The sequence below is a fragment of the Pseudomonas serbica genome (assembly GCF_028823535.1).
Taxonomy (GTDB): Bacteria; Pseudomonadota; Gammaproteobacteria; order Pseudomonadales; family Pseudomonadaceae; genus Aquipseudomonas; species Aquipseudomonas serbica.
Map to the genome: position 1 here is coordinate 315,248 of NZ_JAQIYM010000005.1, position 12,647 is coordinate 327,894.

Genomic DNA, 12,647 nt, shown 5'->3' on the forward strand with positions numbered 1-12,647 from the left:
GGGCATCAGTCGCCCCGCCACGCCAGAATCAAATACGCCGTGTGGCGTAACGCTTGAGCATGCTCGGAACATCGAGAATCAGCGCGATGCGGCCGTCACCGGTGATGGTGGCGCCCGACATGCCCGGGGTTCCCTGGAGCATTTTGCCCAATGGCTTGATGACCACTTCTTCCTGGCCCACCAGCTGGTCGACGACAAAGCCGATCCGCTGGGTGCCCACCGAAAGGATCACCACATGGCCTTCGCGCTGCTCTTCGTGAGCGGCGGAGCTGACCAGCCAGCGCTTGAGGTAGAACAACGGCAGTGCCTTGTCCCGCACGATCACCACTTCCTGGCCGTCCACCACGTTGGTGCGCGACAGGTCGAGGTGGAAGATCTCGTTGACGTTCACCAGCGGGAAGGCGAACGCCTGGTTGCCGAGCATGACCATCAGGGTCGGCATGATCGCCAGGGTCAGCGGTACCTTGATGACGATCTTCGAGCCCTGGCCCTTGGCCGAATAGATGTTGATCGAACCGTTGAGCTGGGAGATCTTGGTTTTCACCACGTCCATGCCCACGCCGCGACCCGACACGTCGGAGATCTCGGTCTTGGTCGAGAAACCCGGGGCGAAGATCAGGTTGTAGCACTCGGTATCGCTCAGGCGGTCGGCCGCATCCTTATCCATCACACCGCGTTTTACCGCGATGGCACGCAGGACATTCGGGTCCATGCCCTTGCCGTCGTCGGAGATCGACAACAGGATGTGATCGCCTTCCTGCTCGGCCGCCAGGATCACCTTGCCGCCACGGGCCTTGCCCGAGGCCTCGCGTTCTTCCGGCGATTCGATGCCGTGGTCGACCGCGTTGCGCACCAGGTGGACCAGCGGGTCGGCCAGGGCTTCGACCAGGTTCTTGTCGAGGTCGGTGTCTTCGCCGACCAACTCCAGGTTGATCTCTTTCTTGAGCTGGCGCGCGAGGTCGCGAACCAGGCGCGGGAAACGTCCGAAGACCTTCTTGATCGGTTGCATCCGGGTCTTCATGACCGCGGTCTGCAGATCGGCCGTGACCACGTCGAGGTTCGACACGGCCTTGGACATGGCTTCGTCGGCGCTGTTGGCACCCAGGCGCACCAGGCGGTTACGCACCAGCACCAACTCGCCGACCATGTTCATGATCTCGTCGAGCCGCGCGGTATCGACCCGCACGGTGGTCTCGGCTTCGCTGGCGGGTTTTTCCGCAGGCGGCGCGGCCGGGGCACGGGCCGCAGCCGGTGCAGCGGCGGGCGCCGGCGCTTGGGCTTTGGATTCGGGCGCCTTGGCCACGGGCTTGGGCGCAACCGCCTTGGCAGCCGGCACCGCTACCGAGGCGTTCGCGCCGCTGGCCGCTGTCGCAGTGCCGACGTCGCTGAACTTGCCTTTGCCGTGCAATTCGTCGAGCAGTGCTTCGAATTCATGGTCGCTGATCAGATCGCTGCCGGCCGCCGCAGCGGTAGGCGCTGCCGGTGCAGGCACCGATGCGATCGCCGACTCCAGCGCCTCGACCGCAAAGTTGCCCTTGCCGTGCAGCTGGTCGAGCAACGCTTCGAATTCTTCGTCGGTGATGTCCGAGCTATCGCCAGCGGCTTTCGGCTCTGGCGGCGCAACGGGCGCCGGGGCCACGGCATCGACGGCGAACTTGCCCTTGCCGTGCAACTGATCGAGCAACGACTCGAACTCGGCGTCGGTGATTTCGTCGCTGGCCGGCACTTCGCTGGCGGGTGCTGGAGCAACCGCTGGCGCCTCGGCCTGGGCCTTGACGGCATTCAGCGAGTCCAGCAGTTGTTCGAATTCGTTATCGGTAATATCGCCTGGATCGGCTTCAACCACAGGTGCTTCGACCACTGCGGTAACCACCACCTCGTCAGCCGATTGCGGCTCGGCCAGACGCGCCAGTGCCGCCAGCAACTCAGGCGTTGCCGCCGTCACCGGGCTGCGCTCGCGCACTTCGCCGAACATGCTGTTCACGGCGTCCAGCGCCTCGAGGACCACGTCCATCAATTCCGAGTCAACGCGACGCTCGCCCTTGCGCAGGATGTCGAACACGTTCTCGGCGATGTGGCAGCACTCCACCAGCTCGTTGAGCTGGAGGAAGCCGGCGCCCCCTTTTACAGTGTGAAAACCGCGAAAAATTGCATTGAGCAAGTCCGCGTCATCCGGACGGCTTTCCAGCTCGACCAGTTGCTCGGACAGTTGCTCTAGAATCTCGCCGGCCTCAACCAGGAAATCCTGAAGGATCTCTTCATCGGCGCCGAAGCTCATTTAAGGGGGTGCTCCTAAAGGTCTAAAAACCCAAAAACCTAAAATGTTAGAATCCTAGGCTGGATAGCAAATCGTCCACATCGTCCTGACCGGACATAACGTCTTCTCTTTTATCGGCATGAATCTGCGGACCTTCACCCTTGGAGAGATGTTTTTGTGGATCTTTTTCTGCAAGCATTGCCGCGCGGTCATGTTCGATGCCCGCAAAGCGGTCCACCTGACTGGCCATCAGCACGAGCTTGAGCAGGTTGCTTTCCACTTCGGTGACCAGTTGGGTCACGCGCTTGATCACCTGGCCCGTGAGATCCTGGTAATCCTGGGCGAGCAGGATGTCGTTGAGGTTGCTCGACACGGCGCGGTTGTCCGTGCTGCTGCGCGCCAAGAAGCCGTCGACACGCCGGGCCAGCTCACGGAACTCTTCAGCGCCGACTTCGCGTCGCATGAACCGTCCCCAATCGGTGCTCAGCCCCTGGGCTTCGTCCGCCAGGCTGTTGACCAGCGGCGTGGCGTTTTCCACCAGGTCCATGGTGCGGTTGGCGGCAGCTTCAGTCAGCTTGACCACATACCCCAGGCGCTCGGTGGCGTCGGTGATCTGTGACACTTCCTCGGCTTGCGGCATGTGCGGGTCAATCTGGAAATTGACGATCGCGCTATGCAACTCGCGGGTGAGCTTGCCCACTTCCTGGTACAGGCCGCGGTCACGGGTCTGGTTGAGCTCATGGATCAATTGCACAGCATCGCCGAACCTACCCTTTTCAAGGCTCTCGACCAATTCGACGGCGTGTTTTTTCAGGGTCGATTCAAAATCGCCCTGGGATGATTCGTTATGCCCCATAGCTCCCCCGTGGCGCAGTTCAACCGATGCGTTCGAAAATCTTCTCGATTTTTTCTTTCAACGCCTGGGCCGTGAAGGGTTTGACCACATAGCCGTTTACGCCGGCCTGGGCTGCTTCAATGATTTGCTCGCGCTTGGCTTCGGCAGTCACCATCAGCACTGGCAGGTGCTTGAGCCTTTCATCGGCGCGCACGTGGCGCAGCAGATCGATACCGGTCATGCCAGGCATGTTCCAGTCCGTCACCAGAAAGTCGATGCTCCCGCTGTTGAGTACCGGAATGGCGCTAGTGCCATCGTCGGCCTCGACCGTGTTGGTGAACCCAAGGTCACGCAACAGGTTTTTTATGATCCGCCGCATCGTTGAGAAGTCATCAACGATGAGGATTTTCATGTTCTTGTCCAATTCGACCTCCAAGCAGACTAAAACGCGCCCAGCACCTGGACGCGCCATTTCAATCAAACTGGCGAAACACTCGATGACTGTCTGGAGTACAACGGATCGAGACCGGCACGGTTCATCACCCCACCAGCCGCGTCGCAGTGCCCCCACACTGCCTTCAGCGCGCTCGCCACTCTCCCAGACGCCCCCGCAAACGGGCCGCGCACTGGCTGTGTAACTGGCTGACCCGGGATTCACTGACCCCCAGGACCTCGCCGATTTCCTTGAGATTCAACTCTTCGTCGTAGTACAGCGCCAACACCAGGCGCTCACGCTCCGGCAAATTGGCGATCGCATCGGCCAGCGCCGCCTGGAAGCGTTCATCTTCCAGATCGCGCGACGGTTCCATATGCGCACTCGCGCCGTCCTCGTGCAGCCCTTCGTGTTCGCCGTCCTGCAACAGGTCGTCGAAACTGAACAGGCGGCTGCCCAGGGTGTCGTTCAAAATCCCGTAATAATCGTCAAGACTCAATTGGAGTTCGGCCGCAACCTCGTGATCTTTAGCGTCACGTCCGGTTTTCGCTTCAATCGAGCGAATGGCGTCGCTGACCATCCGCGTATTGCGGTGGACCGAACGCGGCGCCCAGTCCCCCTTGCGGACTTCATCGAGCATCGCACCGCGGATACGGATACCTGCGTAGGTCTCGAAACTCGCGCCTTTGCTGGCGTCGTATTTGGTCGATACTTCCAACAGGCCGATCATCCCGGCCTGGATCAGGTCTTCGACCTGGACACTGGCCGGCAGACGCGCCAGCAAGTGATAGGCAATGCGTTTTACCAGCGGCGCGTAACGCTCGATCAGCTCGTACTGCGCGTCACGCGCCGATGCCTTGTAGAGGTTGTAACCGCTCGCGGTCATAGCACGGGTCCTGCCGTTTGTTGCACGAGGCGCTCGACGAAAAATTCCAGGTGCCCACGCGGGTTGGCGGGCAGCGGCCAGGTGTCGACCTTCTGCGCGATCGCCTTGAATGCCAACGAGCACTTGGAGCGTGGAAAGGCCTCGTACACGGCGCGCTGCTTCTGCACGGCCTTGCGCACGCTTTCGTCGTAAGGCACGGCGCCGACGTATTGCAGGGCGACGTCGAGGAAGCGGTCGGTGACCTTGGTCAACTTGGCGAACAGGTTGCGCCCTTCCTGCGGGCTCTGCGCCATGTTCGCCAGCACGCGGAAACGGTTCATGCCGTAATCGCGATTGAGCAATTTGATCAGTGCGTAGGCATCAGTGATCGAAGTCGGCTCGTCGCAGACCACCAGCAACACTTCCTGGGCCGCGCGCACGAAACTGACCACCGACTCACCAATGCCCGCCGCAGTGTCGATCACCAGCACGTCGAGATTGTCGCCGATGTCGCTGAAGGCCTGGATCAGGCCGGCGTGCTGGGCCGGGCTCAAATGAACCATGCTCTGGGTGCCGGACGCCGCCGGAACGATGCGGATGCCGCCGGGGCCCTGCAACAGCACGTCGCGCAGCTCGCAGCGGCCTTCGATGACGTCGGCCAGGGTACGTTTGGGTGTCAGCCCCAACAGAACGTCGACATTCGCCAGGCCCAGGTCGGCGTCAAGCAGCATGACGCGCCGGCCAAGCTCAGCCAAAGCCAGGGACAAGTTCACTGACACGTTAGTTTTGCCGACGCCACCTTTGCCGCCGGTCACCGCGATCACCTGTACAGGATGCATGCTGCCCATGTTATTTCTTTACCTTGTTCTGCATAGACGGGGCCACATAACTGGCTGCGCGTTCACAACCGGAACAATGCATGGCAGGCCATCGATGTAGGTACAAAAACTATTCATTATTACCTCAGCCAACCTGCTTGGTCGGGCTGTGATAGATATCAGCGAACATGTCAGCCATGGCTTCTTCGCTGGGTTCTTCCTGCATTTGCACGCTGACGGCCCGACTGACCAGTTGATGACGACGCGGCAGATGCAAATCATCTGGAATCCGCGGGCCATCGGTCAGGTAGGCCACCGGCAATTCATGGCTGATGGCCAGACTCAACACTTCGCCCAGGCTTGCCGTTTCATCCAGTTTAGTCAGGATGCAGCCAGCGAGCCCGCAGCGCTTGTAACTGTGATAAGCGGCGGTTAGAACCTGTTTCTGGCTGGTGGTTGCCAGGACCAGATAATTTTTTGAGCGGATGCCTCGACTGGCCAGGCTTTCGAGTTGCATGCGCAGGGCCGGATCGCTGGCTTGCAGGCCGGCGGTATCGATCAGCACCACGCGCTTGCGCAACAACGGATCCAGTGCCTGGACCAGCGACTGGCCCGGATCGACGTGGGTCACCGAGACATTGAGAATCCGCCCGAGTGTCTTGAGCTGCTCCTGGGCACCGATACGGAAGCTGTCCATGCTCACCAACGCGATGTTCTGCGCGCCGTACTTGAGCACGTAACGTGCCGCCAGCTTGGCCAAAGTGGTGGTCTTGCCCATGCCGGCCGGGCCGACCATGGCGATCACACCGCCCTCTTCCAGCGGTTCCATTTCCGGCGTGGCGATCATCCGCGCCAGGTGCGCCAGCAACATACGCCAGGCCTGACGGGGTTCTTCGATTTCGCTGACCAGCGCCAGCAAGTCTCGCGACAACGGGCCGGACAGGCCGATGCGCTGCAGGCGACGCCACAGGTTTGCCTGGTCAGGACGACTGCCCCGCAGCTGGTTCCAGGCGAGGGAGCCGAGTTGTACTTCCATGAGTTCGCGCAGGCTGTTGAGCTCCGAACGCATCGAGTCGAAGGCGCGCGTATCCAGGCCGGCCGCCGGCGCAGGTGCCGGGGCAGGTCGCGCAGGTTCGGCAAAGGTCGGTTCGATCAGCGGTTCAGCAGCAGTCAGCGGCAAGCCGGCAAATAACTGGCGATTGGTGCCCTTGTCGCTCTCGCCCTCGCCGCGCAGGCTTAATTCGGCCTGGGCAGTGACGATCCGCGACTGGGTCTTGCGCAGCTCGTCCTCGAGTTCCACGTTCGGCACGCGCGGAGCCAGCGCCGACAGCTTGTAGTCCAGGGCAGCCATAAGCTCGACACCACCGGCGATGCGGCGGTTGCCAATGATGGCGGCATCGGCGCCCAGCTCATCACGAACCAGCTTCATGGCCTGACGCATATCGGCGGCGAAAAAACGCTTAACTTGCATAAACCACTACCTCAGCCGTTGGGCCCTACTGTCGCAACGATGGTCACTTGCTTGTTGTCAGGAATTTCCTGATAAGCCAACACATGCAAACCCGGGACTGCGAGCCGGCCAAATCGCGAGAGCATCGCGCGAACCGGACCGGCCACCAGCAGAATCACCGGCTGACCTTGCATCTCCTGCCGCTGCGCCGCATCGATCAACGAGCGCTGCAGCTTTTCAGCCATGCTTGGCTCCAGCAGAACGCCCTCTTCAGAGCCTTGTCCTGCCTTCTGCAGACTATTGAGCAATATCTGTTCCAACCTTGGTTCCAGCGTGATCACTGGTAGCTCGGAGTCAGTGCCTACAATGCTTTGCACGATTGCGCGGGATACGCCAACACGCACCGCGGCCACCAGCGCGGCGGTATCTTGACTCTTGTTGGCGTTGTTCGCGATGGCTTCGGCAATGCTGCGGATGTCGCGTACTGGCACCTGTTCGGCCAACAGCGCTTGCAGGACCTTGAGCAATTGCGACAGCGACAACACGCCCGGCACCAGCTCTTCGGCCAGTTTCGGCGAGTTTTTCGCCAGCAATTGCATGAGTTGCTGGACTTCCTCGTGACCGATCAGTTCGCTGGAGTGCTTGTACAGGATCTGGTTCAAGTGGGTGGCCACGACGGTGCTGGCATCGACCACGGTGTAGCCAAGCGATTGCGCCTGGGCGCGCTGGCTGATTTCGATCCATACCGCCTCCAGGCCGAAAGCCGGATCTTTGGCGGTAATGCCGTTGAGCGTGCCGTAGACCTGCCCCGGGTTGATCGCCAGCTCGCGATCCGGGTAAATCTCCGCCTCGGCCAGGATCACCCCCATCAGGGTCAGGCGATAGGCGCTCGGCGCCAGGTCGAGGTTGTCGCGAATGTGCACCGTGGGCATGAGGAAGCCCAGGTCCTGGGACAGCTTCTTGCGCACGCCCTTGATCCGCGCCAGCAATTGCCCACCCTGGTTGCGGTCAACCAGTGGAATCAGGCGATAGCCCACTTCCAGGCCGATCATGTCGATCGGCGTCACGTCATCCCAGCCCAGCTCCTTGGTTTCCTGGGCGCGGGCCGGCGACGGCAGCAGTTCCTGCTGACGCTTGACCTCTTGCAGGGCCTGCACCTTGGCGGTGTTCTGCTTTTTCCAGAACAGGTACGCGCCACCCGCGGCCAGGGCGGCCATGGACAGGAAGGAAAAATGCGGCATGCCCGGCACCAGCCCCATCACCGCCATCAGGCCGGCCGACACCGCCAACGCCTTGGGCGATGCGAACATCTGCCGGTTGATCTGCTTGCCCATGTCTTCGGAGCCCGAAGCACGGGTGACCATGATCGCCGCCGCTGTGGATAACAACAGTGATGGCAATTGCGCCACCAAACCGTCACCGATGGTCAACAGGGCGTACACCTTGCCGGCGTCGGCAAAGGACATGTTGTGCTGGAAGATACCGACCGCCATGCCGCCGATCAGGTTGATGAACAGGATCAGCAGGCCGGCAATAGCGTCACCGCGCACGAACTTGCTGGCACCGTCCATGGAACCGTAGAACTCGGCCTCCTGGGCTACTTCCGAACGCCGCGCCTTGGCCTGGTTCTGGTCGATCAGGCCGGCGTTGAGGTCGGCGTCGATCGCCATCTGCTTGCCGGGCATCGCATCGAGGGTGAAACGCGCGCTCACCTCGGAAATACGCCCGGCACCCTTGGTCACCACGACGAAGTTGATGATCATCAAAATCGCGAACACCACGATACCGACCACGTAGTTACCGCCGATCACCACCTCGCCAAAGGCCTGGATCACCTTGCCGGCGGCGGCATGACCGTCCTGGCCGTGGAGCATCACCACCCGCGTGGACGCCACGTTGAGCGCCAGGCGCAACAACGTCGCCACCAGCAAAATGGTCGGGAACACAGCAAAATCCAGCGGCCGCAAGGCGTAGACGCAGACCAGCAGAACGACGATCGACAGGGCGATGTTGAAAGTGAAAAACACGTCGAGCAGGAACGGGGGCATCGGCAACATCATCATCGCCAGCATGACCAGCAGCAACAGCGGCACGCCCAGATTGCCTCGGCTGAGGTCTGCCATGTTCGTGCGAGCACTGTTGATTAACTGAGAGCGATCCACCGGTATTCCCCGTTCCTTTGAAGCAAAACTTTTGACGCCAGAAGCGGGCGCGGGGTGGGTACTGCAAGAAGCTTTCCAACTTTAGGCGGGGTTTGAAATAGCGGGATTTACCAATCAAGCATGACGCGCATCCTGTAGGAGCGCGGCTTGCCCGCGAAGAGGCCCGTACTGCCTGCGCGGATGTCTGCCATCACGCCGCAAATCCAAGGATACACGCCCGGCGAAGCAGCCCGTCGAACGTGGCACCCGCCAGCGAACCTATCAGTTCTGCTAGTACCCGCCTCTGGCGAATCCGCTGATACTCAGCGCAAGTCCTTCGACCTTTCGAGGCGTTCACACATGACCAACCCACGCGATATCCTGCTCTGCCACTATCGCTACGATGCCCTCGACCGCCTGACGAGCAACGAACGGCCAAACGAGCCCGAGCACCAGCGCTTTTACTGCAAAAGCCGACTGGCCACCGAGATCCAGGGCGCGAACCGGTATTCGGTGTTCCAGCATGAGGACCAACTGCTGGCGCAACAGCAGAGCGTAAGCGAGTCACCCGACACCACGCTCCTGGCCACCGATCAGCAGCGTTCGGTGTTGCACGCCCTCAAGGGCAATCACTCACGACAATCCATCGCTTATTCGCCCTACGGCTACCGCCCCGCTGAAAACGGGTTACTCAGCCTGCTTGGGTTCAACGGGGAACGGCAGGATCCGGTGACCGGGTGCTATTTGTTAGGGAATGGATATCGGGCGTTCAATCCAGTATTGATGCGGTTTAACAGCCCAGACAGTTGGAGTCCGTTTGGGGAGGGAGGGTTGAACCCGTACGCATATTGCATGGGAAAACCCGTTAACTCCTCCGACCCTTCGGGACACAGTCCCTTGTTAACAACAATATTGAAATCTTTATTTAAATTTGATGGCAACTATGCCAGCAGATCATACTCAAGCCGCTTCGACCTACGCCCTTACCCTGTAAAAAACAGACGGCTATCAGCGCCTGATCTCACAATACCGTCACTAACAGAGCCTGACTTTTTGGGCTATCACGGCACATCAAAATCCGATGTAAAAAAACTACTCAGAGAAGGCGCACAACCGCACTACTCGAAAATTGAAGAGCGACCTGGCTTCTACCTCACTCCGGACAAGGGCATAGCTAAGGAATACGCTAATTCGGCGCAATTTCAAAGCACTGGAGATGACACGTGGAACCTGGGAAAAGCGAATATTGTAGAGGTCCACATCCAGAACCTGCAGGGAAAGACTCCAGGCAGAGACTACGAATTTAATTACTACTCATTCGACCATCAAAATCCGAACCATATGACAATGGAGTTCATAGCCAAACCCCACATATCGAGAGCCGTCGTTATCAGACAACTGGGCTCTACAGCCTCACAAAAAAAAGCCCGTCCAAGAGCTTTCGAAGCCCCATTTTAAACCACAAATAGTGCAGCTTCTATTTTAGCTTCAAGTAAGAAGATCGCTTTAGGAATAAGTTGGAAGGCCGTTAAGGGAACTTATGGGAAAGCCGTGACAAAATCAAGTGTCGTCCAATCTGAAACCTATCAACTTGCTAAACGGCATTCAAATGCGAAAAGACACCGGAGACATATGGGTTTCTGGCACTGAACCACGTCTCGAATAACTTATAAATCCGCCAGTTAACGGGAAAAGGAAAGGGAATAAATTTATTTGTCCGTTTTTTGATAACGGTTGAAACAGAGGTTTCGCGATCCTTTCGGTTTTAACATCTATTAAGAGGGAGATTCAAGCCATATGGGGGTGAGCCTGTTCGCGATGGCGGTGTGTCAGCCACCGTCCCAATTGACAGGTATGGCCTCTTCGCGAGCAGGCTCGCTCCCACAGCTTCTGTGTATTGAGCAGCTGACGGGAATAATCAGGAATCGCGACGCAAATCCGGCGGGATCGGCAGGTCATCCTTGAGAGGATCCGGGCGCTTGCCCTTGCCGGCGCGGTACTGGCGAATCTGGTAGACGTAGGCCAGTACCTGAGCGACGGCGAGGTACAGGCCGCCAGGGATTTCCTGTTCGAGCTCGGTGGAGTAGTAGATCGACCGCGCCAGCGCCGGGGATTCCAGTAGCAGGATCTCGTTGGCCGCCGCGATTTCGCGAATCTTGAGCGCCAGGAAGTCGCTGCCCTTGGCGATCAGCATTGGCGCGCCGCTCTTGTCCGGGTCGTACTTGAGGGCCACGGCGTAGTGGGTCGGGTTGGTGATGACCACGTCGGCATCGGGCACCGCCGCCATCATGCGGCGCTGGGACATTTCGCGTTGCAGCTGGCGAATCCTTTGTTTGACCTCCGGCCGCCCTTCCTGGTCCTTGTGCTCGTCGCGGATTTCCTGCTTGGTCATCTTCAGCTTCTTGATGCTTTCCCAGATCTGGATCGGCACGTCGACGGCAGCGATGATGATCAGCCCGCAGGCCATCCACAGGGTGCTCCAGCCGACCACTTGCAGGCTGTGGGTGATGGCGCGATCCAGCGGTTCGTGGGCGATGCGCAGCAGGTCGTCGATGTCCGCCGACAACACCGCCAGGGCCACGAACAGGACGATGAAGAACTTGGCCAGGGCCTTGAGCAGTTCTGTCAGGGCCTTGGCCGAAAACATGCGCTTGAGGCCGGCGCCGGGGTTCATGCGACTGAACTTGGGCGCCATGGTGCCGGCGGAAAACAGCCAGCCGCCGAGGGATATCGGGCCGATAATCGCCGCCAGCAGCAAGGTGATCATGACCGGCTGAATCGCCAGCAAGGCGATCTGCCCCGAGTGCAGCAGGTAAGTGCCCATCGCGCGCTGGTCCAGCACCACGTCGCGGGACAGGGAAAAATTCAGGCGCATCAGGTCCATCATGTCCTGGGCCAGGGCGCCACCGAAGATCAGCAGCGCCCCCGCTCCGGCGAGCATGATCGCCAGGGTGTTAAGCTCCTTGGACCGGGCGATCTCACCCTTCTCCCGGGCATCCTTTTTCTTTTTCTCCGTGGGGTCTTCTGTCTTGTCCTGACCGCTTTCGCTCTCAGCCATGAGTCAGCGCGCCTGTGCCAGTTCGCGTAAAAACTGCAGGGCCTCGGAGGCCAGCGGTTGATACTGGTTGAGAATGTCCGCCAGCCCGACCCAGAGGATGAACATGCCGAGCACCAGGGTCAGCGGGAAGCCGATGGAGAAGATGTTCAGTTGCGGCGCGGCCCGGGTCATCACGCCAAACGCGATGTTGACCACCAGCAGCGCGGTGATCGCCGGCAGCACCAGCAGCAGCGCCGCGCCGAGCACCCAGCCGAGCTTGCCGGCCAGTTCCCAGTAATGGTTGACCATCAGGCCGCTGCCGACCGGCAAGGTGGTGAAGCTCTCGGTGAGTACCTCGAACACCACCAGGTGGCCGTTCATGGAGAGGAACAGCAGCGTCACCAGCATGGTGAAGAATTGCCCGATCACCGCCACCGACACACCGTTGGTGGGGTCGACCATCGAGGCGAAGCCCATGCCCATCTGGATCGCGACAATCTGTCCCGCCACCACGAAGGCCTGGAAGAACAGTTGCAGGGAGAAGCCCAGGATCGCGCCGACGAGGATCTGTTCGGCAATCAGCAGTAGCCCGCTCAGGTCCAGCGCATTCACCGGCGGCATCGGCGGCAGGCCCGGGGCGATGACCACAGTGATGGCCAAAGCGAAATACAGGCGGATGCGCTTGGGCACCAGGGCGGTGCCGAACACCGGCATCACCATCAGCAAGGCGCCGACGCGAAACAGCGGCAACATGAACGTCGCCACCCAGGTGCTGATCTGGGTATCGGTCAACTGCAGCAGCGACGACATG

Annotated in this window: 10 protein-coding genes; 1 reads left to right on the plus strand and 9 read right to left on the minus strand. The window is 60.1% G+C overall.

All coding sequences use genetic code 11. The annotated features are described in order from the left end of the window. Nucleotides 1–28: 28 nt before the first annotated feature. The 7 genes from NQL71_RS10470 to flhA form a co-directional block, all read right to left on the minus strand. On the minus strand, nt 29–2,278 hold the full coding sequence (locus NQL71_RS10470) for a chemotaxis protein CheA (protein ID WP_274642617.1): 2,250 nt from the start codon (nt 2,276–2,278) through the stop codon (nt 29–31). A gap of 46 nt (nt 2,279–2,324) precedes the next feature. Then, nucleotides 2,325–3,113, minus strand: a complete 789-nt coding sequence (locus tag NQL71_RS10475; RefSeq protein ID WP_046819338.1) for a protein phosphatase CheZ — start codon at nt 3,111–3,113, stop codon at nt 2,325–2,327. A 19-nt stretch (nt 3,114–3,132) separates the two neighbouring features. After that, nucleotides 3,133–3,504 (minus strand): chemotaxis response regulator CheY, encoded by a 372-nt coding sequence (locus NQL71_RS10480; protein WP_162488921.1) that lies wholly within the window; start codon nt 3,502–3,504, stop codon nt 3,133–3,135. Between the two features lie 166 nt (nt 3,505–3,670). Next, nucleotides 3,671–4,411 carry an RNA polymerase sigma factor FliA gene (gene fliA / locus NQL71_RS10485; RefSeq protein WP_046819336.1) on the minus strand — a complete coding sequence of 247 codons (741 nt, stop codon included), beginning with the start codon at nt 4,409–4,411 and terminating at the stop codon, nt 3,671–3,673. Continuing rightward, nucleotides 4,408–5,238, minus strand: coding sequence for a flagellar synthesis regulator FleN (fleN, locus tag NQL71_RS10490; protein ID WP_007975361.1), 831 nt, complete (start codon nt 5,236–5,238; stop codon nt 4,408–4,410). The genes fliA and fleN overlap by 4 nt, the downstream gene beginning before the upstream one ends. Before the next feature lie 115 nt (nt 5,239–5,353). After that, nucleotides 5,354–6,679, minus strand: coding sequence for a flagellar biosynthesis GTPase FlhF (flhF, locus tag NQL71_RS10495; RefSeq protein ID WP_046819335.1), 1,326 nt, complete (start codon nt 6,677–6,679; stop codon nt 5,354–5,356). Between the two features lie 11 nt (nt 6,680–6,690). After that, nucleotides 6,691–8,820 carry a flagellar biosynthesis protein FlhA gene (gene flhA / locus NQL71_RS10500; RefSeq protein WP_046819334.1) on the minus strand — a complete coding sequence of 710 codons (2,130 nt, stop codon included), beginning with the start codon at nt 8,818–8,820 and terminating at the stop codon, nt 6,691–6,693. 339 nt (nt 8,821–9,159) lie between these two features. Between flhA and NQL71_RS10505 the strand changes: the two genes are divergently transcribed. Further along, a complete protein-coding gene (locus NQL71_RS10505; protein ID WP_046819333.1) occupies nt 9,160–10,257 on the plus strand; it encodes an RHS repeat-associated core domain-containing protein in 1,098 nt (365 codons plus the stop codon). 460 nt (nt 10,258–10,717) lie between these two features. On the opposite strand, the gene flhB is transcribed toward NQL71_RS10505, so the two are convergent. Then, the gene (flhB, locus tag NQL71_RS10510) at nt 10,718–11,857 is read right to left on the minus strand and encodes a flagellar biosynthesis protein FlhB (protein ID WP_077184069.1); all 1,140 of its coding nucleotides are present in this window, start codon (nt 11,855–11,857) and stop codon (nt 10,718–10,720) included. Nucleotides 11,858–11,860: 3 nt separating this feature from the next. Beyond that, entirely contained in the window at nt 11,861–12,646 is a 786-nt protein-coding gene (gene fliR, locus NQL71_RS10515; RefSeq protein ID WP_046816912.1) for a flagellar biosynthetic protein FliR, read from the minus strand. Between the last annotated feature and the right edge of the window lies 1 nt (nt 12,647).

Bases quoted from the DNA above. Each gene is read 5' to 3' on its own strand.
- fleN (WP_007975361.1), bottom strand. From the start codon at position 5,238: ATGGGCAGCATGCATCCTGTACAGGTGATCGCGGTGACCGGCGGCAAA.
- fliA (WP_046819336.1), bottom strand. From the start codon at position 4,411: ATGACCGCGAGCGGTTACAACCTCTACAAGGCATCGGCGCGTGACGCG.
- fliR (WP_046816912.1), bottom strand. From the start codon at position 12,646: ATGTCGTCGCTGCTGCAGTTGACCGATACCCAGATCAGCACCTGGGTG.
- NQL71_RS10475 (WP_046819338.1), bottom strand. From the start codon at position 3,113: ATGGGGCATAACGAATCATCCCAGGGCGATTTTGAATCGACCCTGAAA.
- NQL71_RS10470 (WP_274642617.1), bottom strand. From the start codon at position 2,278: ATGAGCTTCGGCGCCGATGAAGAGATCCTTCAGGATTTCCTGGTTGAG.
- NQL71_RS10505 (WP_046819333.1), top strand. From the start codon at position 9,160: ATGACCAACCCACGCGATATCCTGCTCTGCCACTATCGCTACGATGCC.
- flhF (WP_046819335.1), bottom strand. From the start codon at position 6,679: ATGCAAGTTAAGCGTTTTTTCGCCGCCGATATGCGTCAGGCCATGAAG.
- NQL71_RS10480 (WP_162488921.1), bottom strand. From the start codon at position 3,504: ATGAAAATCCTCATCGTTGATGACTTCTCAACGATGCGGCGGATCATA.
- flhB (WP_077184069.1), bottom strand. From the start codon at position 11,857: ATGGCTGAGAGCGAAAGCGGTCAGGACAAGACAGAAGACCCCACGGAG.